Source organism: Salinisphaera sp. G21_0, from assembly GCF_017744115.1.
GTDB lineage: Bacteria > Pseudomonadota > Gammaproteobacteria > Pseudomonadales > Endozoicomonadaceae > Endozoicomonas.
In genome coordinates this window covers 136,978-161,448 of the sequence record NZ_JAGHQW010000004.1, presented here as the reverse complement: position 1 = coordinate 161,448, position 24,471 = coordinate 136,978, and the positions used below count along the sequence as shown (strand labels likewise).

Here is a 24,471-nt window from a genome sequence, read left to right as displayed (position 1 = left end):
GAAGACCAGTTATGTGCAAAGGTTTAATTAAAACAATATGCAAGGCTCACAATTAGAAGTATTAAACGGTTGTTTATCCTGCCTTGAACAAGGCGAGAATATTACACTCGTCAGTGTGGCTAAAACCTGGGGTACTTCCCCCCGCCCGGTAGGCTCCCTTTTAGCGGTAAGTTCTTCTGGTCGTTTTTTTGGCAGTGTCAGTGGCGGTTGTGTTGAAGAAGATTTGATCGAACAGCTGGCCCAACATCCGGTCAGATTTGTACAAAAAATCATGTACGGAGAAACGGCCGAAGAGCGTCACCGTTTTGGATTACCTTGCGGCGGTGCTTTAGAACTTATGGCGGAACCTCTCAATGACATTAAAGATGTTAAATTTCTGATTGATCATATTGCCGCCAGAAAAACCTGCTTAAGAAAGGTAAGCCTTGAAACGGGTCAGGTGACTTATCTTCCCTGGCAGCAACAGGCACCCGAGCTGTCACCAACCCACTGGCAAAACGTATTTGGCCCAACCTGGCGATTAATGGTGATTGGTGCCGGTGAAACTGGCCGATATCTGGCTGAATTTGCCCAGGGCCTTGGGTTTGAAGTGTTGGTTAGCGATCCCAGGCCTGATTATCGGAGCAACTGGCCCTTGAAAGACTTACCGCTGCTACAAGGTTTTCCTGACGATATCATTCAGGATTTAAACGTGGATGTTCGTACAGCCATTGTCGCCGTCGCCCATGACCCGAAAGTAGACGACATGGCATTACTCACCGCATTAAAAAGTGATGCCTTCTATGTTGGTGCCCTTGGCTCAAAACTCAACAACCAGGAACGTCGCGCCCGCCTCAGGGAACACTTTGATTTCAGTGAAGCTGAAGTTAACCAACTCCATGGCCCGGTGGGATTAAATATCGGCAGTAAATCCCCGGCTGAAATTGCGCTGTCTATTCTTGCTGAAATCACAGCCATTAAAAATGGCATACAGCCTGGTAAGGCACTGGAAAAGAAAGAAGATCAAATCAGTCAGACGGCCGCCTGTGACATCCGTTAGCATTGCAGCATCGAACACTGGCGAGAAAATAACCGCAGTTATTTTAGCCGCCGGTAAAGGTACGCGATTTAACGGCCATAAAATGATGCATGATATTAACGGCATCCCTATGGCCATTCGCAGTGCATTGAATGCTCAGCCCCATGTTCATCACGTTTTAGTTATTGTCAGGCCTCAGGATCACCGCCTTAAACGTGCGTTGGATAAATACCAGCTTTCCTACACGGACAATCCTGATTTTGAACAAGGTATGAGTTCATCCATTGTGCACGCCATTGACCATATTCCTGACGATCAGAATATCCTTCTCTGTCTCGGAGACATGCCCCACATCGAACCTGATACTTACCAGCGCCTTATTGCAGGTTTTAGAAAACATGAATTCAATAAAATCATCAGGCCGATCTATCAATCTGAAGATCCCATTCCGGCTCACCCCGTGTTATTTCCGGCGTCTCTTCAGGCAGATTTGAAATTACTCAGTGGTGATGCAGGCGCTAAATCTATTCTTAAGATCCACCAACCGATTTTGCTGGAAACATCTGACGAAGGCGTGATCAAGGATATTGATTACTATACCGGTCATAACGAAATAGTTGGTCAGGTATCCGGTGCCTGACCATGGCCAGACACCAGGAAAACCAGAACTTATCTGAACGCCGCCGCAGAAAGAATTAGCCACTGATCCGCCCAGTTTTCCGTGGGCTTGCGCTTGAATTCACTGCGAACATACTGGGCAATCCGGCCTTCGGCAGCAGCCAGCATCAGATTTGCGGTCACGCTGACGGTCAGGCGGGGTCGCACACCTTCCTTGATTTCCGCTTCACGCAACGTCTGCTTCAGTTGTGTCTCCAGACGGTCAAACAGCTGAGTCACACGCTGGCGCAACCGCTCAGTCTCGCCAGCCAGTGCGTCCCCGGTCAGGATACGGGTCAAGCCGGGGTTTTTCTCACAGAAGCCAATCAGCAACAGCAGGATCTTCTCACATCGTGCATTCACATGAGGCTCGTCAGAAAGAATCAACGAGATTCGGGAAAACAGCGTCTCCTCAATAAACTCGATCAGCCCTTCAAACATTTTTGCCTTGCTCGGGAAGTGACGGTACAGGGCCGCTTCGGAAACACCCACCGCTCTGGCCAGGGCCGAGGTGGTAATCCGGTTACCCGGAGCCGTCTCCAGCATATGAGCCAGGGCTTCCAGAATCTGCTGCTTGCGAGAAATTTTCTGAGACATATCCATTATGAGTACTAAACACTATCTCCGGTTATCAGGGTGCCCACTCCCCGGTCAGTTAACAGCTCAAGCAGAACGGCATGTGGCACCCGGCCGTCAATGATGTGCGCTGTTTTTACACCGCACTTCACGGCATTAAGCGCGCATTGTATCTTGGGAAGCATACCGCCATAAATAGTTCCGTCAGCAATTAATGCTTCGACCTGCTCTGAGTTCAGTCCGGTCAGCAGGTTGCCATCCTTATCCAGCAGGCCTGCAGTATTGGTCAGTAACAACAGCTTTTCTGCCACCAGCTCCTCGGCCAGGCGTCCGGCCACCAGGTCGGCGTTGATATTGTAGGAGGCACCGGCATCATCCACCCCGATAGGCGCAACCACCGGAATAAAGTCGGAGTTTTGCAGCATGGTGATAATGTCGGTGTCGATGGATTCCACTTCGCCCACCTGACCAATATCAATAATCTCCCGCGCGGTTATTTCCGGGGTCATCTCGGTCACCAGCAACCGTTTGGCACGAATAAACCGACCATCCTTGCCGGTAACACCAACGGCCCGCCCGCCATTGTTGTTGATAAGTGTCACTATCTCCTTGTTCACCAGTCCGCCCAATACCATCTGTACCACATCCATGGTATTGGAGTCAGTGACTCGCATGCCCTGGACAAACCGGCTTTCGATGTTCAGCCGTTTCAGCATGTCACCTATCTGTGGACCGCCACCGTGGACCACCACAGGATTAATACCCACCGCCTTCAGCAAGACCACGCCCTGGGCAAAGCTGTTTTTCAGTTCGTCGTTTTCCATGGCATTGCCACCGTATTTAACGACAACGGTCTTACCGGCATAACGTTGCAAATAGGGCAGTGCCTCGGTCAGAACCGTGGCGATTTCCTGAGAGGATAAAGCAGGCTTATCCATGACTCCTCCACATTGCTCTTACAGATTGAGCATGGTGTCCGTTATGGTTTATTGGTGGCGGCATGGCTCAGCCATACCTTTCTTAAAAAGCAGTAATCAGTGGGTTCCGGAGTGCCCAAAGCCTCCGGCACCACGGTCACTCTCGTCAAAGTTTTCCACAATCTCCAGTCGGGCCTGTACCACGGGAACCAGTATTAACTGGGCAATACGCTCACCCGGCTGAACCGTGAACGTGGTATTTCCCCGGTTCCAGCAGGAGACCATCAGCTGCCCCTGGTAGTCAGAGTCAATCAGTCCAACAAGGTTACCCAGAACAATGCCATGCTTATGACCCAGGCCGGAGCGGGGAAGGATCATCGCCGCCAGGGACGGGTCTTCAATATGGATAGCCATACCGGTAGGCAGCAACTGGGTTTGCCCCGGCTCCAGGGTCATCGGTTGATCAAGACAGGCTCGCAGATCAATACCAGCTGAGCCTTCTGTGGCATATTCCGGCAATGGAAACTCTGTGCCCAGCCGTGGGTCCAGAATACGGGTTTTCAGTGTTCTCATGTCGTTTAATTCCCTGTGTATTTACCGTGAAATGCCTTTCAAGGCTGTTCAACTGTCTCAGTTACAGGCTGTTGGCTTTTCCACTTTCTGAAACGGCGGGCAACAATTTGCAGCAGCTTGCTGGACACCACTTTTTTCGATGCCCTCGGCAATGGCTCTTCCAGCGCTTCGCCGATGACAGTGACTTCATTGCTGTCACTGCTGAAGCCAATCTCCCGATCACCCACATCATTGGCCACCACCAGATTCATCCTCTTGCGGCGCATCTTATCCGCAGCGTAGCCCAGTACATTGTGCGTCTCTGCGGCAAAACCCACCACAAAGGGTGGTGTGTCCAAAGCGGTGACCGAAGCAATAATGTCGGGGTTACGCACCAGTTTAATCTCCAGGGTTTCACTGCCATTGTCAGGGTCTTTCTTGATCTTTTCCCTGGCAACCTCGGCAGGGCGATAGTCACTGACAGCAGCACAACCGATAAAGATATCCACACCGGCTATCCGGTCATGAACCGCCTGATGCATATCCCTGGCACTGACCACATCCACCCGCCTGACCCGATCCGGTGTGTCCAGATTCACCGGGCCACTGATCAGGGTAACCGTTGCCCCGGATGCAACAGCCGCTTCGGCAATGGCAAAGCCCATTTTTCCGGAACTGTGGTTGGAAATATACCGAACCGGATCAATATCTTCGCGGGTACCGCCAGCGGTGATCATGATATTCACCCCGGTGAGAATATCATGGCTGAACAGCCCCGATGTTTTTTCCACAATCAGCTCAGGGTCGAGCATCCTGCCCGGGCCGATATCACCACAGGCCTGGCTGCCATCGCCCGGGCCGAACAAATGGATATTCCGCTCCAGCAGCTCTTCGCAATTTCGCTGGGTCACACTGTCACGCCACATCCCCTGGTTCATGGCCGGTGCCAGGCAGATAGGTGCACTGGTGGCCAGGCACAGGGTGGTTAACAGATCATCCGCATGCCCTCCGGCCAGTCGTGCAATAAAGTCAGCAGTGGCAGGGGCAATGAGAACCACATCCGCCCAGCGGGCCAGTTCGATATGCCCCATGGCCGCTTCCGCCCCGGTGTCGAGCAGATCCAGATGCACCGGGTTGTGGGACAGTGCCTGCAAGGTTAACGGGGTAATAAACTCACAGGCGGCACTGGTCATGACCACACGGACATCAGCCCCCAGTTTGGTCAGCAGACGAATCAGCTCTGCACTCTTATAAGCAGCAATGCCACCGGTAACACCAAGAACAATGCGTTTGTTACTTAGCTGTTGCATAGGTTGCAAATTTCCTCAGGGAATTAAACCGGCAATTTTTTGTCTGAGTAGTCAGGAACCGCACAAAACGCCATAGGCTACTCACCATAAATCCGCTCCATCATAGCAGTGAATAGCTGACGGTATAACCACCATACAAGCCCGGAGTTATCATTTGCTGCCAAGAGAAAAGATACTGGCCATGGGCCCTTCAGCCCTGACTGAAGCGGAGCTATTGGCGCTGCTGTTAAGAACGGGGTGCCAGGGTATGAACGTGATGGAACTGGCCAGCCATCTGCTGGAACAGTTTGGTGGCCTGGAAAAACTGCTGACCACCCGCCATCAGCATCTTATGTCAGTTAAAGGCCTTGGGCCTGCCAAAGCCACGCAGCTCAGCGCCACCCTGGAGCTTTGTCGAAGGGTACTGCGTGAAAAGGTAGCCAACTCCGATGTTATCTCCAGCCCGGAGTCAACCCGGGAATACCTGCAGCTGCACTTCCAGGGTCTTCAGCGGGAGCAGTTTGCCTGTCTTTTTCTGGATACCCGGCACCGTGTTATTACGCTGGAAACACTCTTTCAGGGCACCTTGAACACAGCCACCGTTCATCCCAGGGAGGTGGTGAAGCAGGCGCTGGCGTTGAATGCGGCATCACTGATTCTCTGTCACAACCACCCATCGGGCGATCCTGAGCCCAGTCAGGCTGACATTCGCATTACCCAACGGTTGAAAGAGGCGTTGCAACTGGTGGATATCCGGGTGCTGGATCATATGATTGTGGGTCAGGGAGAGATACTATCCATGGCGGAACGTGGTCTGGTTTAGCTTTCATGCCCAGCAATGAAACCTAATCATCAGACGCCAGGTGCTCGTCATCGTCATAAACATCATCGGGCTCAGGCGCGAGAAACCACTCATCCAGTTTCATAGAGAGCTGATCAACACCGGTTTTCTTGAGCGAAGAGAATAACTGCACGCTCACCTGTGGGAATCGGGACAGATCCTTTTTGAGGGTGTTCAGAACCTGTTTGGCAGCACCCTGTTTCAGTTTGTCCGCCTTGGTGAGCAGTATGTGCAGAGGTAAGTTTGCACTCACACTCCAGTTAAGCATCATCTGATCGAACTCTTTCATCGGATGACGAATATCCATCAACAGCACCAGACCAACCAGTGCCTCACGGCGCTCCAGATAATCGGTCATGTGATGCTGCCACTCTTGCTTCATGGCTTCAGGCACTTTGGCATAACCATAGCCCGGAAGATCCACCAGAAAGACACCATCCTGCACTTCAAAGAAGTTGATGAGCTGGGTTCTTCCCGGCGTCTTACTGGTACGAGCCAGCTTGTTGGAACCCGTCAGCGCATTCAGGGCGCTGGACTTTCCTGCATTAGAGCGACCTGCAAAGGCCACTTCACGACCTTCATTCTCCGGACACTGGCTCAGCCTGGCCGCACTCTTGTAAAAAGAGGCCTGGCGGTAATTTAATGAAGATCTGGTATCACTCATGGGGTTTCATCTATTCCAGTAATCTTTGCTGATTGCCAATAAGCCGGTGATAAATAAGCACGGGACTCAATAAATCACGTAAAGGAGATCAGCAAACGGGCGACGGGAGCCTGTCCGACTCCCGGATATCACTTCCAACGGATCGATATCGCTCTGCCTGTACCGGTCGCCGGTTGAGTAGTTTATACTATCGTCGTTCAAGGTACATGCCGTCATGTCACCTGATGCTGAAGCAGACACAACGCAGATGCGAATCACTGCGTGGGTCTGTTGCGCTAAATAATAAAAGCTGTCAGGTCTGATGAATAATAACAGCCATTTGAGGCAAACGCCGTAACTGGGTCAGGTAATGAAAAAAGTCATTCTCACTCTGGTAATTTCTTTGGGGATAACGGGCTTCGCCTTTGCCAAAGGCGATGCAGCAGCAGGCAAGAGCAAAGCGACGACCTGCGCTGCCTGCCATGGTGCCACAGGGATCAGTCCTGCTCCAAACTGGCCAAATCTCGCCGGTCAGGGGGAGCGTTACCTGATCAAACAGATCACTGAAATCAAGGACGGCGCACGCTCTGTGCCAGAGATGATGCCCTTCGTCAGCGCTCTGACCACGCAGGATATTGCTGACCTGGCGGCTTACTTTGCCAGTCAGCCAGCCCCTCAGGGAGCAACAGACGCCAAGTATGTCACATTGGGTCAAGCACTTTACCGCGGTGGGGATGCCAAAAAAGGCATTCCGGCCTGCTCCAGCTGTCACTCTCCCACGGGCAAGGGTAACTTCCTGGCGGGCTTCCCCTTACTGGCGGGCCAGAATGCAGAGTACACCGCCAAGCAGCTTCGTGACCTTCGTGAAGGTGATCGAACCAACGATGGTGACACCAAAATCATGAGAACCATTGCCGAGAAGATGAGCAATAAAGAGATCGAAGCGGTTTCTCACTACATCAGCGGTCTTCGTTGATCGTTTCTTATCCTTGATAACTGACAGAAGTCTGAGCTTTACCGGCTTCTGTCATTTTCCTCTCATCCAGACCTGCCTGTTTGATCAGACTTCCTTTTCGTCAGACACTGGCGTAATGTGTCGTCTATAAAGCGCCATATCCTTGAATAACAATGAAAAACAGAGGACTTTCGTATGATAAAAAAAACGAAGGGTATATTAGGTATCGCTGTATTCCTGGGAATCGCCACGGTCGCAGCGGGTTATCTGATTAATGATGCCCAACACAGTCAGGAAGTGACCGTTACTCAAAATACCCCGGTAACTCAGGCCAGTACGACCAGGCACTCAGCAGCCAGTGAAACCTCATCAGCGTCAGCCATCACTCAATCCGGTACTCCGCAACTATTTCAGCCAGGCCAGCACTATCGGGTTTTATCCAATCCGGTTACCACGGATGCCAAACCGGAGAAAGTGGAGGTGGTCTCCATTTTCTGGTACGGGTGCCCCCACTGTTACGCACTTGAACCCAGGATTGAACAGTGGCAACAGACCTTGCCTGCCGATGTTGAGTTTATTCGAACACCCGGTTTCTTCGGCCCTAACCTTTGGCAGACCCACGCCCGGCTTTACTATACTGTGCGCAATATGGGACTGGAAGAGAAGGTTCATGCCGGTATCTTCAGTGAAATACAGAACCGCCGAAATCAGCTCAGGGACAGTGAACAAATGGCCGAGTTCCTGAATCGGGAGTTTGGTGTTGAACCTGAAGCGTTTAATAAAGCGTTCAAGGGTTTCGGTGTCAATAATCAGCTGCAAAAAGCCTTCTCCAAACTGAAAGGCTATAGGCTCTCTGGTGTACCCGCCATCGTGATCGATGGGCGATATGTGGTTGAGCCCGGGCTGGCCGGATCACTGGCTAATATGCCGGTGATTGCCGACTACCTGATCCGAAAAGTTAAACAGGATCGAAAGGGTTAGTGACATTGCAGCAGTGGTTAAATGTCAAACATTTTGGCTTTTAACCACTCTCATTTGGTAAATCATCGATCATTCTTTGCAGGAAATCGGATAAAAGGCCTGTAACATCTGTCTATCAATTTCCCTTGTCCATTTCTGGCGGTAAAGCACTATGCCCATTCGAACCCTTACAGGTGCCATTCGACGACGTTTACACCGACAGCGTTGTCAGTACCGTTCCGGGCATATTCATCACTCGGCACCGGGCGGCTCCCCCCGTCAGCTCAACAAAAAGACCCTCAAGCTGCTCAGCTTTAATATTCAGGTGGGCATCAATACTCAGCAATACCGCCATTATCTGACCCGCAGCTGGCAGCATATTCTGCCTCACGCCAAACGCCAGGCTACCCTTGACCGGATTGCCAGTGTTCTTCCTGACTTTGACCTTGTTGCCCTGCAGGAAGCTGACGGTGGCAGTATTCGCAGCAGCTTTATCAACCAGACTGAATATCTGGCTCTCAAAGGACACTTCCCTTACTGGTATCACCAGATCAACCGCAACCTTGGCAAGCTGGCACAACACAGCAATGGCTTCCTTAGCCGGTTTGAGCCTCTATCACTGGAAGACCATAAACTGCCCGGACTGATTCCCGGCCGGGGTGCCATTGTCGCCCGCTTTGGTAACCCTGAGGAGCCTCTTACAGTGGTGATGATGCATCTGGCCCTGAGCAAAAGGACCCGAAATATCCAGCTTTCCTATATCCGTGATGTTGTGCAGCACAACCAGCATGTGGTGCTGATGGGTGATATGAACACCCACGCGGATCAATTACTCAATGACTCACCACTGAAAAATACATCCCTTCATGCGGCACACTGGGGGCAAAATACCTTTCCCAGCTGGCAACCAACCCGTTCTCTGGATCATATTCTGATCAGCCCATCCCTGATTGTTAATCGATTTGGCGTTATCAATATGCCCATCACAGACCATTTGCCGGTATCTGTGGAAATCCGGGTGCCTGACTCCGTATTGAGCAAAGTGTGATTCATCGAAATATGGCCGAAGCTTCTCTGGCTCTGCTGGCTGGGTATATGAGAAAGGTTGGTTGACTACAACAAGGCAGGAAAAAATAAAAAAGGCCCGATATCAAGGGGGAAGTAAGGAGGGAGATATCGGGCCTCGAAGAAAAAGCCATCACTGTTCCAGTGACAGGGAGTCATTCCAGAAGGTGCATCTTACCTGACACACATTATTTGCCTATCAGTAAAAAACCCGCACCGGGTACGTAATGAATCTTGAACCGCTTCGGAATAAACCCACGGTCTGGTTGCCTTCGGCAGACCCTGTAAAATCGATATAATGAGGCCACGCTTTTGTCAGCGCGGATACCATCAAAAACGGAGACTCAATGATGAGCCCTATCAAGCTGGGTGTTTTTGGCTCAGCATTTGACCCACCAACACTTGGGCATCTGGATGTGTTACAACAGGCAGCCACCTGCCATGACTGCATCCTGCTGGTTCCCAGTGCCTTTCATGCTTTTGACAAAAAACCTCTGCCATTCGGCCTCCGTTTGCAGATGCTGCAATGTTTTATTGATGAAGCAGAGGCTGGCTGTCCCCTGGAGGTATGTGATCTGGAGGCAGAACTGCTGGAACAGAATCCCGGCAGGCCGGTATACACCTATGACCTGATGGCAGCCTTGACCAGTCAGTACCGGGATAAAGCCACACTGTCTTTCATCAGGGGACCGGACAATGCCAGGCCTGAAACCTGGAACCGATTTTATAAATCGCAGGAAATTGAAGAAACGTGGCCGATCTTTACCGCCACTGAACGGGTTGCCATCCGCAGCAGTGATGTCCGCAATATTCTTGAATCCGAAAAAATAGCCGATGATCTTCAGCAGGGGTTGAATATGCTGCTACCTTCTGTTCAGGCTTTTATTATCAATAACAACTTATACCAGACAGGGAACCCATGAAGCTTTCAGGTCTTGATGCCCGCGATGTACAGGTTCAGGAAGAGGCAAAGGTTTACTCAGGCTTTCTGAAGCTCTTTAAATACACGATTACTCATCGACTCTTTAACGGGGGAGTCAGCCGTCCCCTGATCCGAGAAGCCACCGTCAGGCCACCCTCTGTGGGCGTTGTATTATTTGACCCGGTTCATGACCAGGTGGTTTTGGTGGAGCAATTCCGCATGGGGCCTTTTTTGAGCGACGATGACCCCTGGCTGCTGGAAGTTGTTGCCGGCATCAGTGAGCCCGGAGAAACCCTGGAAGAAGTTGCCCTGCGCGAAGTAGAGGAAGAAACCGGTTATCAGATTACCTCATTAATGCCGGTCTCGGATTTCTATGTCAGCCCCGGTGCCAGTAACGAAAAACTCAGGCTTTTCTGTGGTCTGGTAGACGCCACGGCTGCTGGCGGCATTTTTGGTGTTGCCGATGAAGGTGAGGATATCAGGGTTCATGTTCTTCCCTTCCGGGAAGCTTATGATATGGTGGAAGACGGAAGGATTGCCAATGCTCCAGCGGTCATTGCATTGCAATGGCTTAAGCTGCATCACCATGAGTTATGCCAACATGAAAAATAACATTTTCCCAAACTGGCTCCGGCAACGGTATGCCTTCATATTTATTGTCAGTTTTTTTGCGGTGATGCTCGCTGGGTGCCAGACGAACGGCAAGATGTTCCCTGAACTTAAGCAGGAAAAGCTCACGAAGGATAATAATTGGACCGTATTACCTTTTATTAGCCACGCTAAAGTTCCAGCCGAGGACCTTATTCAGCTTGAACGTATGTTGTTGGTCCAACTGCCCTCGAAAGGTATAAAAAACCCTACAATTTATCACTTACCTAAAACTTTCTCGGTTCCGGATTACCTTTCCGAGGTCTTCCAGGTTGAGCAAGCGCGCGTGTGGGCCATCAGTCAACACATCAAGTACTCCATATCTGCTGAAATTCTTGAATGGCAATATGACCAGCAGAATCGCTTTTCCACAACTCTTAGCTTGAAAGTTAATGATTTATCATCGGGAGACCTGGTTTGGAGCATAGATGGCTTGGGAGAAGGCCGACCTGGTGAAGCGGCCTACGATGTGAGCCGAAAACTGATTGCTGATCTGGTGGCTGCCATGCCGCTTCAATAAGTACAGTGGCACCGGAAAACTGATACCAATTAATCAAAAACGAGAGAAAAGGACATGCTCTACGTACTCAGGGATGATAACAATCAGGTGTGTGCCGTTTCAGAGAAACCACTGTCCAATGAGTGGCAACAGGCCGGGATGGACGACGAAAGCCTGATGCTCTTTCTGCACAATAATCCGGAAATCAGCACCGGCATCATGGCGTCTTCCGATGCCGATTTCATCCGGGTACTTGAGGATGTGATTGATCTATTAATTGATAAGCAGATCATCCAGTTCACTGAGTTTCCGGATGTTGTTCAGGCAAAACTTCTCCATCGCCGCAGATATCGTGAAAGCCTCAGAAGTAATGCAGATACTACGCGGCTTCTGGAAGACGGTGATGACAGCATCTTTTAATTGAAAATCTGCGGTCGTCAGAGTCAGATGTCTTCCACATGAATTCTTAATGCCTGGTCAGCAGGCTATCTTTCAGCCGAAATCATTCCAGGTGGAGTCATTCGGGCATTGATGGTTGGCCAGTTCTCCGGCCAGCGGCTCTGGTTTTCCATTGATATGTTGGGCACCATCAGCGTCGTTTCATCAACCCGTTCCGGAAACAAGATCCCGTTCAGGTGATCAATTTCATGCAGCATAACCCTGGCGGCAAACCCATTAAGAACAGCCTCAATGGTATTGCCCTGACCATCAAAGCCCCTGACTTTCAAGTTTGCCGGTCTGTTCACCCATCCTCTGATACCAGGAACGGACAAACACCCCTCCCATGTCCAGCAGGTTTCCTGACTGACTTCTATGATCTGAGGATTGATCCAAAATGAAAGCGGAATATCGGGCACGGCGGGATAACGTGATTTCGTCTCTTCAGTCACTCCTATGCACAATACCCTTGCCCCCCAGCCAATCTGAGGCGCAGCAATACCGATACCGTTTGCCTCAATTTGCCTGTTACGCAGAGTCTGGAGATTATGCTGAAAATCATCGGTCAATATATCATCAACACAAATCTGTTGATGTTGCTGAAAAAGCAGGGGATCACCCATGATGACCAGATCCGGGCTATCAGGCAAACGCATCATAATAAGAACCACTCCACATCTGGTTATGATGAATCAGTGTAACTTAATGACCCCGCAGAACGGTGAAAATTCCACGGAAGCACTGATCAGCATCCGGCAAAATATGATTTCATAGTGACTACTACTTATAATTGCTTCTCAATTTACGTTTATTAAGCACCATGAACAGAACTTATCGTTTACTTGTTTCCTGCCCGGACGCTACAGGCATCGTAGCCACCGTCAGTGACTTTATCGCCAGACACGGCGGCTGGATTGTTGAAGCCAATCATCACTCTGATCCAGTGACCGGGCGCTTTTACATGCGCAACGAAATCAAAGCGGACAGTCTGCCTTTTTCTCTGGATGAATTTAAACATCATTTCACCCCTGTTGCTGAAAAACTCAGTCTGGACTGGCGCATCAATGACTCAGGAATTCCCCAGCGTGTTGCCCTTCTGGCCAGTAAAGAGGCCCACTGCCTGTCTGACCTGCTTTACCGCTGGCGAAGTGGCGACCTGAATATGGAAATACCCTGTGTCATCTCCAATCATGAAGATTTGCGCAGCTATGTAGAGTGGCATGGTATTCCCTACCACCATGTACCTGTGGATAAAGGGGATAAAGCATCGGCCTTTGAGACAATGACAGCGCTGCTGGAACAGTACAGTGTTGATACAGTTGTACTTGCTCGTTATATGCAAATTTTGCCACCGCAACTGTGTGAGCAGTATGCCGACCGTGTCATTAATATCCATCACAGCTTTCTGCCTTCCTTTGTGGGTGCCAAGCCCTACCATCAGGCCTACGAGCGAGGCGTTAAGCTGGTGGGTGCCACCTGCCACTACGTGACGGAAATCCTTGATGCTGGCCCGATCATCGAACAGGACGTAATCCGGGTTGGGCATCACCACCTGCCTGAAGATATGGTGCGTTTAGGAAAGGATGTCGAGAAAAGTGTACTGGCACGAGGATTGAGGTATCACATCGAAGACCGGGTTATTGTTGATGGCAGCAAGACCATTATTTTAGGATTATAAAGAATAACGATTGCCGCCATCCTGTGGATAAGCTGTTAAAGTCTGTGCATAAGCTATGAATACACCGGGTATAACCAATTAATGATGCAGATATCGCTCAGGGAAGAGTCATGAAACTACAGTCCTGCCCCTGTTGCCGGGGTAAAGCCATATTTGCCGACCTGATCGTCGGCAAAGGCAGTCAACGGATAAAAATGTGGCAGGTCAGCTGCAGTGGCTGTGGTTTGTCCACAGAGATGGATGAAGATAAAAGATATGTGGCAAAACGCTGGAATCTTCGCCAGGAATACGCAAATCTGAAAATGTGGGTAACATTGCTGGCAGCGCTGCTGCCAGCGTCGATCATCATCAGTCTGCTGCTTGGCAACCTGATGGGTATCAGCCTGATCAGCTGAGTTTATCACTCTTCTTCGCTGTACCCTGAATACAACTGGTGATGTTATCCACAAGCTGGTTGATAAACTTCGCATAGCTTTCAGGTCCGGATTGAATGTTTTCTGCTAATGGGTCAAGCACACCAACTCGGACGGAAAGCCCTTCTGTCAGCCGCTCAATATAAGCAGGCTGGAACTGTGGTTCCCGGAAAATGCAAGCTGACCCCGCTTTGTTCAACTGTCCTTTCAGGCTTACCAGGTGCCGGGCCCCGGGTTGCTGCTCAGGATTCAGGGTGAAATAGCCAGCAACTTCCAAGCCATACTGCTCTTGTAAATAGCCATAGGCATTATGAAAAACGAAAAATGGCTGCCCGCCTGATTGTTCTACTTTTTGACCGTTGCGCACGTCCGTCTGGTCCATGCTGTTCAGAAAAAGAGCAAGATTATGCTGATAACGAGACTGGTTAACCTTGTCCACAGACATCAACACACGGGCCATCTCTCTGGCAATAACCCTGGCGTTATCGGTGCTCAACCAGATATGAGGGTCATAGTCACCATGATCATGGTGCTCTCCGTGCTCATGAATATGATGCTCATGCTCTTCACTGCTGCGCAGGCGAATGCCATGCATGTCCATCGCGGATACGGCTTTTACACCCTTTGCCGAGGCCAGCATTTTTGGCAGAAAAGTCTCCATTGAAGGGCCTACCCAGAAAATGACATCCGCACTTCTTAACTTGCGGGCATCAGAGGGCTTAAGGCTATGGCTATGAGGTGAGCTTCCCGGAGGCAACAATACCTCAGTATGAGTCACCCCTTCCGTCACCGCCTGGGCAATCAGCTGCAATGGCTTGATGCTGGCCAGAACTTTTGGTGATTCTGCACTCGCACAAAAGCTGGCAGTCATTAGCAACACTGTTATCAGCAACTGTTTAATGGGGGCAAACTGCATACGAAAACCGCTTCTTTTGGAAAGCGTTATAATATAACACTTCAATCTAAATAGGTATCAGGATGTGTGGTCTACACTGAAGGCGATTAATTTTGCCCCAAGGGCTAACGGCATAAGCAAGTTTCAAACTTAAAGAGTTCTATTGTCATACAATTAGTCTCTCTGGATTCGGGGAATATTCATGCCATACTGGACCAAACTTCCATGTAAGTATTCGAGCCTGATTTCGCTTTGTAATGGCCCCACCCTGGCTACCCGAAGTGGTGATATCGGATTCTATGTAACGGTCTCTGGTGATGACAGCTTCGTGTTTGAGCACACTGTGATTGTTGGTCGCAGTAACAATTTGCTGGTTCACTCGAACAAGTTGCTGGGAGTGTACACAAGTAATCTGAACAAACACAGGCAAGCCGTGTTTTTTCGTTTCAAGGGTGACCCTCTCACTGCTTTAGGGGCCTGCGATATCGCTCACCTTTGGTCTCGTGGGCATCGCCACTCGGGTGTTAAGGATTTTGAAGGAACAACACAGCAACGAGTTGGATTCTCCAGTGCTCACTGGAAAGGATATCGTTCGGCTATCGCAGGGCTTGGCTCGTGTGCTTTTGGAGACGCAGCCAGAAGGCGATTGGAGAAGTACCAAAACAGATCACAACTCACGCCCAAAAATGTGATCTGTTCAGAAATGGCCACTCTTCTCTATCAACTCTTCGTTATTGAAGAAGACGAGAGTAAAGGTTTCATCAAACTTGATGCCAAGCATACGCTTCCCGGGACGCTGGCTTTATATCTTTTTGAGAGCCCTTTTTGGAATCTCGTTGGCCGGGGAAAATAATAGACCGTTAACGAAGGGTAAACAAACCTCTACCCGGGAGTAAGCAGAGGCTTGTAGTTATTTGAATTGGTTAATTGCCTTCCCAGTAATCTTCACCAAAGATGGCGCTGAGGCGCTTGTCTTCTTCCCGATCTTCAAGGGCTCTGCGGATTTGCAGGGAGCGCTTGGAACCTTTCTGCTCAAGTTCTGGACGGATCAGGTGCTCATCCAGAATGAACTCTTTCTCGGCTTTTTTACCTTTTCCCATAACAGCATCCTCTTCTTGTATTTGTTATTAAATGATGCCTGATTACGATTACCAAAATATTAAATAACTGATCATAGGACAACTACTCATGTCGTATAAAAATGTGCGATAAATCGCACAAATCAACCATTACAAGACCTCATGGCGCAGTTTCGCTAAACTCTCACTGTTCTGGAAAATACTCTCCCCATCACCAGGGGGCATCGAATTCTGACTGAAAGATTCTTATGGACGTAACCTCAATACTTGATTCACTGAATGATGCACAGCGCAGTGCTGTTGCAGCTCCCGTCAGCTCTATGCTGGTTCTGGCCGGTGCCGGCAGTGGTAAAACCCGCGTACTTGTCCACCGGATCGCCTGGCTGGTGCAGGCTGAAGCCATGTCCCCCTATTCTGTGATGGCCGTAACCTTCACCAACAAGGCCGCGGCAGAGATGCGCTCACGTATTGAGGAACTGCTGGGCATCGCCCCCAGGGGAATGTGGGTAGGTACTTTTCATGGTCTTTCCCACCGTCTGCTCAGAGCACACTGGAAGGAAACAGGACTGCCCGAAAACTTTCAGATTCTGGACAGTGACGATCAGCTGCGAGTGCTCAAGCGGATCATGAAAGCCATGCAGCTGGATGAACAAAAGTGGCCTCCACGTCAGGCCCAGTGGTTTATCAACGGCAAAAAAGATGAAGGGCTTCGCCCCGATTACATCGATCCCGGTTACGATCCATTCGAACGCACCATGGTTGATGTTTATCGACGCTACCATGACTACTGCGAGCAGGCGGGAGTGGTGGACTTCGGGGAACTGCTGCTGCGGGCACACGAGCTGCTGCTGAAGCGGGCCGATATTCTCCAGCATTACCGCGAACGTTTCCGATACATTCTGGTGGATGAGTTTCAGGATACCAACGCCGTGCAATATGCCTGGCTGCGATTACTGGCGGGAGACCAGGACAAACTGATGGTGGTGGGTGATGATGACCAGTCCATTTATGGCTGGCGCGGTGCCAGAATTGAGAATATACGTCAGTTCACCCATGACTTCCCCAATGCACAGACCATCAAACTGGAACAGAATTACCGCTCTACCGGCAATATTCTGCAGGCCGCCAATGCCGTTATTGCCAATAACCCGGATCGTCTGGGAAAAGAGCTTCGTACCGATGGTGATAAAGGTGAGCCAGTGCACCTGTACGCTGGCTTTAACGAAATGGACGAAGCCCGATTTATTACTGACCGGATTAAAGATGCCATCACCAAAGGCACGGCCCGCAGCGATATTGCCATCCTCTACCGGTCCAATGCGCAGTCCCGTATTCTTGAAGAGGCGATGCTCAGGGCTGCGATCCCCTATCGAATCTACGGTGGGCAGCGCTTCTTTGAACGGGCAGAGATCAAAAATGCCCTGGCCTATCTCCGCCTTGTCCGTTCGCCTGATGACGACACCTCTCTGGAGCGGGTGATCAATATTCCCACCCGGGGTATTGGTGAGAAAACCGTAGAAAAGCTCAGAGAGGCGGCCCGAAGTCAGGGTATTTCACTCTGGCAGGCACTGAAAAACCTGGTGGCAGCCTCTGCGGTTGGTGGTAAGGCGGGTAAATCCATGGCCGCTTTTGTGGAACTGATCGAGTCCATGAACCATGCGGGAGAAACACTGGATCTGGGTGAACTGTCCGATCATGTGGTCACTATGAGCGGGCTGATTGATCACCACAGCAAAGAGAAAGGCGAGAAAGGTCAAGCCCGGGTGGAAAACCTGGAAGAACTGGTGAATGCCTGTCGTCAGTTTGATATGGACGAACTGTTCCTTGACGAGCAGGGTGAAGCAACCGAAACCATGACGCCTCTGGATGCCTTCCTGGCCAATGCCGCACTGGAAGCGGGTACCAGTCAGGCCGATCAGTTCCAGGACAGCGTGCAGATGATGACGCTTCACTCTGCCAAGGGGCTGGAGTTTCCGCTGGTCTTTCTGGCCGGTATGGAGGAGGGGTTATTCCCTCATAAAATGTCGTTGGATGAAGGCAACCTTGAGGAAGAGCGTCGGCTTTGTTACGTGGGTATTACCCGAGCCATGGAAACCCTGTATCTGACTTATGCCGAAAGTCGACGCCTGTATGGCAGTGAAACCATGAACCGCCCTTCCCGTTTTATTCGGGAAATCCCCGGTGAACTGCTTCAGGAAGTGCGCCTTGGTGGCACCATTACCCGACCGGTAGTGACTCGCATGGCACCGGCATCGGATGACCATGGCCTGTCACTGGGCCAGCGCGTCCATCACAACGTGTTTGGTGAGGGTGTTGTGATTAATTACGAAGGTGATGGCAACCAGGCCCGGGTGCAGGTCAATTTTGATTCTGAAGGCGCTAAATGGTTGATGATGGCCTACGCCAACCTGTCTCCAATCTAAGGGCATTCTAAGGGCATTGCTGATGGTGCATTGCCTCTTGCCTTTTTTCGCCGCCGACGCAGGCAGCCTCGTAAACCCTGGAGCAGGAACTTTTGTTAAATTGCCAGATCTTAATGCTCAGGAACTAAATAAATGATCAGGCAGGTAATAGATGATGATTCCAACAACCTTGGGATACTAATCTACCATGCCCGTATAAATTCCATTCCTGTGTCAATTTGACCGGAGTTATCATGCAACCAATTGCGCAAGGCAGTTCAGCCGCAAGCAGAATAGAAACCAATGAACGGCAGTTATTTAATGATCTGAAAACGCTGAATAAATCCGTGGCTGCCTATAACAAACAGGTCTCAGAAATTTCTGGACCGGACCAGTTCAAATCGCTTGAACGGTTGAGGCTGGATTCACCACCCGAATTGACGTTCATCACCGCTATCGGTAAGCGAAAGCTGGAAATTATCGGACTGAACGTTTCCATGGTGCCGCAGTCGCCAGACATTGGTTTGGCCGATGCATCGCAACAACATGATGAGCAACAGAATATTCCGTACGATAGTTACACCGAGCCTGAACCGACAGATAATACTATGGGGCCAGCTGGTGCCATTTCAGCAAATAGTGGCCATACCCTGACAAGGCCATCAACTGACGACTCATATACCGAATCATCAACTGACTACTCAGACACCGAATCATCAACTGACGACTCATATACCGAATCATCAACTGACACCTCAGACACCGAATCATCAACGGACATCATTTCACGCACCAAACCATCAACTGACTTCATCTCAGGCACCAAAGCTATTGACCCTATCAAGGCTCGTATTATGCAATGCCAGGCCAATTATCTGGAACTCCGACTGGCGACCGGCGTCGGTTGTTATATTCGTGATGTCAGCTTCAGCCCAACGAGTAAGAACCTGATTATCAATGGTCGCGATGATGAGAACGAGTTTAGTCTGAGCGTCTGGCGACAGGGCGCGGATGGCAACTGGTTGCCAAAAGGGAAGGTCAAGAGCTCTGATGCAATCTTTCGTTACCAGCTTAACCAGTCGGAAAATACGCTCCTGAGCATGAGCTACGATGGCAAGCTCACGATGAGTACGCTGAACAAGGATGGCCGTTGGCAGGAGGCGGTGGTGCTTGAGCACACCACCACTAATGAAAACGATCCGAGGGTGAAGGCAGACTTCAGCCCCTTGCAGGACAAAATGATCTCCTACGATCCACAGTCCGGCGAAATCAACGTATTGCGCGAGGATAGCAACGGTCGGTGGACCCCGCTAACCCAGACTAAAGAGATCAGTCACTGTCAGCAAACTGTGCCACATCAAGTGCCTTTCGAGGCCACGAACCATTATTTACTGACTTACCAGGGTACAACAGCGACCATTTGGGGCTGTAGTGATGAGACTCACTGCCTGGAGGAGCAAAAGGTCATTGAGTGCAATAGGCAAATTGCCGGTGCTCAGCTGAGTCATGATGAGCGGCATACCGTGATCTTCACCGAAGGTGGCCAGGCTATCTTTCTGGGTTGTGATGTCGATGGCAATTGGTCACAGATCGGGGAGATCTGTCATCCTGAATGGAGCATGAATGAAGACAACCAACCTTGCGCCAAACCTATTTGCGAAGCCGCCTTTAACGCCTCTGGGCACCTTGCGCTGACCCGTGATACAGACAATACATTTATTATTTCAGGTTATGACGCCAACTGTGACGCTAACGATAATCCCTGGGTAGTAAAAACTAAAATTCACAGGTGTGCAGAGGCCAAATTCAGCGCCTCCGGGCGTAAATTATTGGCCAACTCCGGTATTGGCTCCTTTAAACTCTGGGACTACAACAGTACTGACCATCGGCTGGTTAATGGCCAGACCTTTTACCACAGTGGCAGTCACAAAGCTATCTTCAGTCCCTCAGAGAACCTTCTTCTGAGCTATGGCAATGAAACAAATTTCGCCTGCATTTGGGGGAATTACGAGGAAGGTGATCTGGTTGAGAAAACGAGGATATATCATCAGGGGGGGATTGACTATGCTGCCTTCAACGCTCAGGAGGACTGTGTGCTGACCCGCAGTCGTGACCGGACGGTAAAAATTCAGGCTCTCGACAGCCAGGGCAAATGGCAGGAACAATTGGTGGTTCAACATCGAAACAGTATTATGGATGCTCGGTTTTCCCGTTCAGGGCGGCTTGCCTATACCATTAGCCTGGACGACACCGCTTGTATCCTGGGGCACAACGATAATGGCCAGTGGGTGAAACTGGCGGTGACGGACTCTGATGCCGACTTCATCAGGGACGCTAGTTTTAATGAATTGGAAAACCATTTTCTGACCTATGGCAACAAAATGAACCGGAAGGACAAACACCAGCCTGGCCTTGTGCAACTCTGGGGTATTGGTGATGATGGCAAATGGTCAAAAAAAGAGCAGATAAAACTGGATCATCCCGTTAAATTGGCCAAATTTAGCCCTGATGGTGATCATTTATTGATCTACTGTAACGATGGTATATTTTCCTTTGCTGGCTTTTTAAAAGGCGGTATTGCATTACTCTGGAAGATTCCTGCCAGCCCGGGGCAGGAATAGCTCACACGTGAGGCTTTGCAAGGCAAGATGGCGTTATACATTTCTGGTTATTCCGTGCCCGATTTTTCTCCCTCATATCAGACGGCATTCCTGCTCCTTTCTTGCCTCTTCCTCCAGTGCTTTCAGCTCCAGCGACGTTTTTGCCCCTTTGGCAATCAGGCGTTCTGCGCACGCAGGGTTGCTCCTGTTCCTGGCGAGGTCCAGTGGTGTGGTGCCGGGGCGATCAGTAGCAGCGGCATTGACATTCGCTCCTTTACAGAGCAGCGCTTCCACGCAATCGACCCTTGCCCACTTGGCTGCGTGGTGCAAAGGAGTGAGGCCAAGTTTACAGGTAACGTGGATATCTATCCGCGGGGTGTCGAGCAGCAACTTCAGGCTATCGGTGTTACCCTTTGCGGCGGCCCAGTGTAAAGGAGTGAGACCATAGACATCCTTGGCATTGATATCCACCCCGGGGTGAGCAATCAGCAATTTCAGGCAATCCGTGTGACCTGGGTTACCATTTGTGGCAGCCCAGTGTAAAGGGGTGAAACCATCTTCTTCGAGGGCACTGACATTCACTCCCGGGATCTTGAGCAGCACCTTAAGGGAGTCGGTGTCACCATAAAAGGCGGCCATGTGTAAAGGGGTGGATCCATCGATTAAGGCAGCGTTGACATTCGCGCCCGCCATGCACAAAAGTTCCAGGCATTTGCTATTCCTTTCCTGCACAGCGATAAACAACAGACGTTTATCCACATGTATGCTGACACCATGATCGACTTTAATCTTCAGCATCAGTGCCAGTGCTTGCCAATTTCCGGAGTGACAGGCGTACTCCTCCAGGGATTTGGATCCGCAAAGCAATGGCAGCAAGGGAAGCTTCTGACATTCGGAACAGCTGCGTTGGCCCAGTTTGAGCTGCTGATCAGTCAGTTGGGGAATACAACCAAGGTGAAGCTGGCATCCGTACTGACACGATGCTTTGACTTGCAACTTGCCAGCAAATTCGTTTGTGGTGCCGCCATCATGCCTATGACAGATATTGCATTTAAACGAATGATCACTAGTACTAGCCCTGGCAATATACATGTTCGTACCTGTATTCGTGACTGAGTTACTGTCATAAGACAATAAACGGCAAAGCAAGTTCCTTAGCAATTGAGCCTGAAAAACCTCCATTTTTTTCTTGCTCGCAACAAAACCTCAACAGGCCCTGAGGCTCCTGCTTAAAAGCCTCCCTATTAATGGAAGCTTGTCAGCTTCCACCTATCCAATTACTATGCTTCTGTCGTGTTCCCCATAAATAAGACTAAGAACAAACAGGGTCCTTGCATGAAACGTCGTAATTTATTGTCCTCTTTCGGGGTCGCTGCCGCAGTGGCAGCACTGGCAGGCTGTGGCCAGGGTGAACAACCGCAGCAAACCACCAATACCGAATCAGTAGCACCAGAAGCTCAAAAAGCCATCGAGTGGAAGCTGGTGACTTCCTGGCCAAAAAATTTCCCGGGTCTGGGTATCGCGCCTGAGCGCTTTGCCGAGTCCGTTAATAAAATGAGTAATGGCCGACTGACCGTCAAAGTGTATGGCGGCGGTGAACTGGTACCACCGCTGGAAGTCTTTGATGCCGTATCCAGCGGCACGGCGGATATGGGGCACAGTGGCGCTTATTACTGGAAGGGCAAAGACCCGGCCACCCAGTTCTTTACTGCCGTTCCCTTTGGCTTGAACGCCCAGGAAATCAGCAGCTGGATTCACTATGGTGGCGGGCAGGCGCTCTGGGACGAGGTGTATAAACCATTTAATGTGAAACCGATGGCTGGTGGCAACACCGGGGTTCAGATGGCGGGCTGGTTCAACAAGGAGATCAACAGCCTGGATGACCTGAAAGGTCTGAAAATGCGCATCCCGGGTATGGGCGGTGAAGTACTGCAGCGCCTTGGCGGGGTCCCTGTGAATATCCCCGGTGGCGAGCTATTTACGGCGCTTCAGACCGGCGCTATTGATGCGACCGAGTGGGTCGGCCCATACAATGACCTGGCCTTTGGTTTCTATAAGGCCGCTTCTTACTATTACTACCCGGGCTGGCATGAGCCAGGCAGCATGATGGAATTCACCATCAATCTGGATGCATGGAATAAACTGCCAGAAGACCTGCAGGCCATTGTCAAAACGGCAGCCCGCGCAGCAAATCAGGACATGATTGATGAATACACCGCGAGGAATAATGCGGCGCTGCAACAGCTGGTGAATGAGCATGGGGTAACCGTAAAACGTTTGCCGGATGACGTACTTGCTGAACTGAAAAAGGTGGCGGATGAAGTTACTGAGGAAGTTGCTGCCAGCAGCGATGTGGCTGGACGGGTTTATCAATCGTTCAGCGAGTTCCGCGAGCAGTCCAAGGCTTACCACAGTATTTCAGAAGTCGCTTTTTATGAAGCCCGCTCCTTTGAGTAATTGACAACGTTCTCGCCGCAATGGACGCCACCGTCACCCTGTGACGGTGGCGTCATCACCTCTGGCCCGACGGGTAAATTTCTCAGGGCAACAAATCCCATTTTCTCCAACGCTGGAATCAGAGCACTGACCTGATCATCCAGCCCTGTGTGCATAAAGAGATCGTGTGGTGCTGACTCTGCATCAAACCCGGCCGGGTCCAACAGGCTGACAACCCTGCGGGCAATAGCAGAGCCTGAGTCGATCCAGTGAATGTCGGCAGATACCTGCTGCAACGCTGTTCTCAGCAAAGGGAAGTGGGTACAGCCAAGAACTACCACATCCGGCACCTGTTCTTCGGCAAAAAAAGGGCCAAGAATCCGGTGCAGATCTTGCTCTGAAACCGGCTCACCCCGAAGGTGCTGTTCAGCCATCTGTACCAATTCGCTGGAACCCACTCTAATCACCTGACAGTCCCCGGCAAAATCATCAATCAGCTGGTCGGTATAGCTGCGGGCAATCGTGCCAGGTGTCGCCAGAAGCCCAATGCAGCGTTTTTTTGAGTACTCACTGGCCGTCTTGATGGCTGGCACCACGCCAACAACGGGGAAATCCAGCTCTTCGCGTACCCTCGGCAGAGATATGGTGCTGGCGGTATTGCAAGCAATGACGGCGAGCGAGGGATCAAACTGCTCGGCTAACGCATTCAGGCAGAGGCTGGTACGCTCAATCACTTCCTGCTCGGGCTTTGGGCCGTAGGGAAACCCCTGAGTATCGGAACAGTAAACCACCGGAGCATAAGGTAAAGCCTGTTTTATTTCCTGATAGATACTGAGGCCGCCGACACCGGAATCGAAAATAACGATCGGCTTTCCCTTTTTATTCACGGCTGTTTTCACAAGATGTTTCCACAAAAATGGTTTATTTAGCTTTTGACCATCAACAGAGTGATGAAGTTTCTCCAACCGCCATTGATGACGCAATAAGC

General features: G+C 50.5%; 26 protein-coding genes. 16 read left to right on the top strand and 10 right to left on the bottom strand.

Going from position 1 to position 24,471, the window contains the following annotated elements:
• Window positions 1-37 precede the first annotated feature (37 nt).
• Window positions 38-1,039 carry an XdhC family protein gene (locus J7439_RS03425; protein ID WP_209200441.1) on the top strand — a complete coding sequence of 334 codons (1,002 nt, stop codon included), beginning with the start codon at window positions 38-40 and terminating at the stop codon, window positions 1,037-1,039.
• A complete protein-coding gene (locus tag J7439_RS03420; protein WP_209200440.1) occupies window positions 1,026-1,658 on the top strand; it encodes a nucleotidyltransferase family protein in 633 nt (210 codons plus the stop codon). Before J7439_RS03425 ends, J7439_RS03420 begins: the two co-directional genes overlap by 14 nt.
• A 29-nt stretch (window positions 1,659-1,687) precedes the next feature.
• On the opposite strand, the gene slmA is transcribed toward J7439_RS03420, so the two are convergent.
• The 4 genes from slmA to coaBC all read right to left on the bottom strand — a co-directional run bounded on the left by slmA (window position 1,688) and on the right by coaBC (window position 5,030).
• Entirely contained in the window at window positions 1,688-2,272 is a 585-nt protein-coding gene (slmA, locus tag J7439_RS03415) for a nucleoid occlusion factor SlmA (protein WP_286198164.1), read from the bottom strand.
• Window positions 2,273-2,286: 14 nt separating this feature from the next.
• Window positions 2,287-3,189, bottom strand: coding sequence for an acetylglutamate kinase (gene argB, locus J7439_RS03410; RefSeq protein ID WP_209200438.1), 903 nt, complete (start codon window positions 3,187-3,189; stop codon window positions 2,287-2,289).
• 96 nt (window positions 3,190-3,285) lie between these two features.
• Complete coding sequence (dut, locus tag J7439_RS03405; protein WP_209200437.1) at window positions 3,286-3,741, bottom strand: dUTP diphosphatase; 456 nt, start codon at window positions 3,739-3,741, stop codon at window positions 3,286-3,288.
• Window positions 3,742-3,779: 38 nt separating this feature from the next.
• Window positions 3,780-5,030: a bifunctional phosphopantothenoylcysteine decarboxylase/phosphopantothenate--cysteine ligase CoaBC gene (gene coaBC, locus J7439_RS03400; protein ID WP_209200436.1), complete on the bottom strand. Its 1,251-nt coding sequence runs from the start codon at window positions 5,028-5,030 to the stop codon at window positions 3,780-3,782.
• A gap of 154 nt (window positions 5,031-5,184) precedes the next feature.
• Here coaBC and radC point away from each other — a divergent pair, with 154 nt between their 5' ends.
• On the top strand, window positions 5,185-5,832 hold the full coding sequence (radC, locus tag J7439_RS03395) for a RadC family protein (RefSeq protein WP_286198163.1): 648 nt from the start codon (window positions 5,185-5,187) through the stop codon (window positions 5,830-5,832).
• A 22-nt stretch (window positions 5,833-5,854) separates the two neighbouring features.
• Here radC and yihA read toward each other — a convergent pair whose 3' ends face one another.
• Window positions 5,855-6,514 (bottom strand): ribosome biogenesis GTP-binding protein YihA/YsxC, encoded by a 660-nt coding sequence (yihA, locus tag J7439_RS03390; protein ID WP_209200435.1) that lies wholly within the window; start codon window positions 6,512-6,514, stop codon window positions 5,855-5,857.
• A gap of 349 nt (window positions 6,515-6,863) precedes the next feature.
• Here yihA and J7439_RS03385 point away from each other — a divergent pair, with 349 nt between their 5' ends.
• The 7 genes from J7439_RS03385 to J7439_RS03355 all read left to right on the top strand — a co-directional run bounded on the left by J7439_RS03385 (window position 6,864) and on the right by J7439_RS03355 (window position 11,962).
• Complete coding sequence (locus tag J7439_RS03385; protein WP_209200434.1) at window positions 6,864-7,469, top strand: c-type cytochrome; 606 nt, start codon at window positions 6,864-6,866, stop codon at window positions 7,467-7,469.
• Between the two features lie 174 nt (window positions 7,470-7,643).
• Window positions 7,644-8,429 carry a thiol:disulfide interchange protein DsbA/DsbL gene (locus J7439_RS03380; protein WP_209200433.1) on the top strand — a complete coding sequence of 262 codons (786 nt, stop codon included), beginning with the start codon at window positions 7,644-7,646 and terminating at the stop codon, window positions 8,427-8,429.
• A gap of 151 nt (window positions 8,430-8,580) precedes the next feature.
• Window positions 8,581-9,456: an endonuclease/exonuclease/phosphatase family protein gene (locus J7439_RS03375; RefSeq protein ID WP_209200432.1), complete on the top strand. Its 876-nt coding sequence runs from the start codon at window positions 8,581-8,583 to the stop codon at window positions 9,454-9,456.
• A 364-nt stretch (window positions 9,457-9,820) separates the two neighbouring features.
• Window positions 9,821-10,396: an adenylyltransferase/cytidyltransferase family protein gene (locus tag J7439_RS03370; protein WP_209200431.1), complete on the top strand. Its 576-nt coding sequence runs from the start codon at window positions 9,821-9,823 to the stop codon at window positions 10,394-10,396.
• Window positions 10,393-11,007 carry an NUDIX domain-containing protein gene (locus J7439_RS03365; protein WP_209200430.1) on the top strand — a complete coding sequence of 205 codons (615 nt, stop codon included), beginning with the start codon at window positions 10,393-10,395 and terminating at the stop codon, window positions 11,005-11,007. The genes J7439_RS03370 and J7439_RS03365 overlap by 4 nt, the downstream gene beginning before the upstream one ends.
• The gene (locus J7439_RS03360) at window positions 10,982-11,563 is read left to right on the top strand and encodes a hypothetical protein (protein WP_209200429.1); all 582 of its coding nucleotides are present in this window, start codon (window positions 10,982-10,984) and stop codon (window positions 11,561-11,563) included. The genes J7439_RS03365 and J7439_RS03360 overlap by 26 nt, the downstream gene beginning before the upstream one ends.
• A 54-nt stretch (window positions 11,564-11,617) precedes the next feature.
• A complete protein-coding gene (locus J7439_RS03355) occupies window positions 11,618-11,962 on the top strand; it encodes a hypothetical protein (RefSeq protein WP_209200428.1) in 345 nt (114 codons plus the stop codon).
• Window positions 11,963-12,027: 65 nt separating this feature from the next.
• Here the strand turns inward: J7439_RS03355 and def are convergent, their stop codons facing one another.
• The gene (gene def / locus J7439_RS03350; protein ID WP_209200427.1) at window positions 12,028-12,639 is read right to left on the bottom strand and encodes a peptide deformylase; all 612 of its coding nucleotides are present in this window, start codon (window positions 12,637-12,639) and stop codon (window positions 12,028-12,030) included.
• Window positions 12,640-12,800: 161 nt separating this feature from the next.
• Between def and purU the strand changes: the two genes are divergently transcribed.
• Window positions 12,801-13,658 (top strand): formyltetrahydrofolate deformylase, encoded by an 858-nt coding sequence (purU, locus tag J7439_RS03345; protein ID WP_209200426.1) that lies wholly within the window; start codon window positions 12,801-12,803, stop codon window positions 13,656-13,658.
• 110 nt (window positions 13,659-13,768) lie between these two features.
• Window positions 13,769-14,053: a Lar family restriction alleviation protein gene (locus tag J7439_RS03340; protein ID WP_209200425.1), complete on the top strand. Its 285-nt coding sequence runs from the start codon at window positions 13,769-13,771 to the stop codon at window positions 14,051-14,053.
• Here J7439_RS03340 and znuA read toward each other — a convergent pair.
• Window positions 14,046-14,987, bottom strand: a complete 942-nt coding sequence (znuA, locus tag J7439_RS03335) for a zinc ABC transporter substrate-binding protein ZnuA (protein WP_209200424.1) — start codon at window positions 14,985-14,987, stop codon at window positions 14,046-14,048. The two genes, J7439_RS03340 and znuA, sit on opposite strands and share 8 nt — an antisense overlap.
• Window positions 14,988-15,168: 181 nt before the next feature.
• Here znuA and J7439_RS03330 point away from each other — a divergent pair, with 181 nt between their 5' ends.
• Complete coding sequence (locus J7439_RS03330; protein WP_209200423.1) at window positions 15,169-15,819, top strand: hypothetical protein; 651 nt, start codon at window positions 15,169-15,171, stop codon at window positions 15,817-15,819.
• Window positions 15,820-15,889: 70 nt separating this feature from the next.
• Here J7439_RS03330 and J7439_RS03325 read toward each other — a convergent pair whose 3' ends face one another.
• Window positions 15,890-16,066 carry a hypothetical protein gene (locus J7439_RS03325; protein WP_209200422.1) on the bottom strand — a complete coding sequence of 59 codons (177 nt, stop codon included), beginning with the start codon at window positions 16,064-16,066 and terminating at the stop codon, window positions 15,890-15,892.
• 227 nt (window positions 16,067-16,293) lie between these two features.
• Here J7439_RS03325 and uvrD point away from each other — a divergent pair, with 227 nt between their 5' ends.
• Complete coding sequence (uvrD, locus tag J7439_RS03320) at window positions 16,294-18,468, top strand: DNA helicase II (RefSeq protein WP_209200421.1); 2,175 nt, start codon at window positions 16,294-16,296, stop codon at window positions 18,466-18,468.
• A gap of 233 nt (window positions 18,469-18,701) precedes the next feature.
• A complete protein-coding gene (locus J7439_RS03315) occupies window positions 18,702-21,068 on the top strand; it encodes a hypothetical protein (RefSeq protein WP_209200420.1) in 2,367 nt (788 codons plus the stop codon).
• A gap of 72 nt (window positions 21,069-21,140) precedes the next feature.
• On the opposite strand, the gene J7439_RS03310 is transcribed toward J7439_RS03315, so the two are convergent.
• On the bottom strand, window positions 21,141-22,139 hold the full coding sequence (locus J7439_RS03310) for an ankyrin repeat domain-containing protein (protein WP_209200419.1): 999 nt from the start codon (window positions 22,137-22,139) through the stop codon (window positions 21,141-21,143).
• Window positions 22,140-22,382: 243 nt separating this feature from the next.
• Here J7439_RS03310 and J7439_RS03305 point away from each other — a divergent pair, with 243 nt between their 5' ends.
• Window positions 22,383-23,504, top strand: a complete 1,122-nt coding sequence (locus J7439_RS03305; RefSeq protein ID WP_209200418.1) for a TRAP transporter substrate-binding protein — start codon at window positions 22,383-22,385, stop codon at window positions 23,502-23,504.
• Here the strand turns inward: J7439_RS03305 and murI are convergent.
• Window positions 23,480-24,382, bottom strand: a complete 903-nt coding sequence (gene murI / locus J7439_RS03300; RefSeq protein WP_209200417.1) for a glutamate racemase — start codon at window positions 24,380-24,382, stop codon at window positions 23,480-23,482. The two genes, J7439_RS03305 and murI, sit on opposite strands and share 25 nt — an antisense overlap.
• Window positions 24,383-24,471 lie beyond the last annotated feature (89 nt).

Bases quoted from the DNA above. Each gene is read 5' to 3' on its own strand.
- J7439_RS03425 (WP_209200441.1), top strand. From the start codon at position 38: ATGCAAGGCTCACAATTAGAAGTATTAAACGGTTGTTTATCCTGCCTT.
- slmA (WP_286198164.1), bottom strand. From the start codon at position 2,272: ATGTCTCAGAAAATTTCTCGCAAGCAGCAGATTCTGGAAGCCCTGGCT.
- argB (WP_209200438.1), bottom strand. From the start codon at position 3,189: ATGGATAAGCCTGCTTTATCCTCTCAGGAAATCGCCACGGTTCTGACC.
- dut (WP_209200437.1), bottom strand. From the start codon at position 3,741: ATGAGAACACTGAAAACCCGTATTCTGGACCCACGGCTGGGCACAGAG.
- coaBC (WP_209200436.1), bottom strand. From the start codon at position 5,030: ATGCAACAGCTAAGTAACAAACGCATTGTTCTTGGTGTTACCGGTGGC.
- yihA (WP_209200435.1), bottom strand. From the start codon at position 6,514: ATGAGTGATACCAGATCTTCATTAAATTACCGCCAGGCCTCTTTTTAC.
- J7439_RS03385 (WP_209200434.1), top strand. From the start codon at position 6,864: ATGAAAAAAGTCATTCTCACTCTGGTAATTTCTTTGGGGATAACGGGC.
- J7439_RS03380 (WP_209200433.1), top strand. From the start codon at position 7,644: ATGATAAAAAAAACGAAGGGTATATTAGGTATCGCTGTATTCCTGGGA.
- J7439_RS03375 (WP_209200432.1), top strand. From the start codon at position 8,581: ATGCCCATTCGAACCCTTACAGGTGCCATTCGACGACGTTTACACCGA.
- J7439_RS03370 (WP_209200431.1), top strand. From the start codon at position 9,821: ATGATGAGCCCTATCAAGCTGGGTGTTTTTGGCTCAGCATTTGACCCA.
- J7439_RS03365 (WP_209200430.1), top strand. From the start codon at position 10,393: ATGAAGCTTTCAGGTCTTGATGCCCGCGATGTACAGGTTCAGGAAGAG.
- J7439_RS03360 (WP_209200429.1), top strand. From the start codon at position 10,982: ATGAGTTATGCCAACATGAAAAATAACATTTTCCCAAACTGGCTCCGG.
- J7439_RS03355 (WP_209200428.1), top strand. From the start codon at position 11,618: ATGCTCTACGTACTCAGGGATGATAACAATCAGGTGTGTGCCGTTTCA.
- def (WP_209200427.1), bottom strand. From the start codon at position 12,639: ATGATGCGTTTGCCTGATAGCCCGGATCTGGTCATCATGGGTGATCCC.
- purU (WP_209200426.1), top strand. From the start codon at position 12,801: ATGAACAGAACTTATCGTTTACTTGTTTCCTGCCCGGACGCTACAGGC.
- J7439_RS03340 (WP_209200425.1), top strand. From the start codon at position 13,769: ATGAAACTACAGTCCTGCCCCTGTTGCCGGGGTAAAGCCATATTTGCC.
- znuA (WP_209200424.1), bottom strand. From the start codon at position 14,987: ATGCAGTTTGCCCCCATTAAACAGTTGCTGATAACAGTGTTGCTAATG.
- J7439_RS03330 (WP_209200423.1), top strand. From the start codon at position 15,169: ATGCCATACTGGACCAAACTTCCATGTAAGTATTCGAGCCTGATTTCG.
- J7439_RS03325 (WP_209200422.1), bottom strand. From the start codon at position 16,066: ATGGGAAAAGGTAAAAAAGCCGAGAAAGAGTTCATTCTGGATGAGCAC.
- uvrD (WP_209200421.1), top strand. From the start codon at position 16,294: ATGGACGTAACCTCAATACTTGATTCACTGAATGATGCACAGCGCAGT.
- J7439_RS03315 (WP_209200420.1), top strand. From the start codon at position 18,702: ATGCAACCAATTGCGCAAGGCAGTTCAGCCGCAAGCAGAATAGAAACC.
- J7439_RS03310 (WP_209200419.1), bottom strand. From the start codon at position 22,139: ATGTATATTGCCAGGGCTAGTACTAGTGATCATTCGTTTAAATGCAAT.
- J7439_RS03305 (WP_209200418.1), top strand. From the start codon at position 22,383: ATGAAACGTCGTAATTTATTGTCCTCTTTCGGGGTCGCTGCCGCAGTG.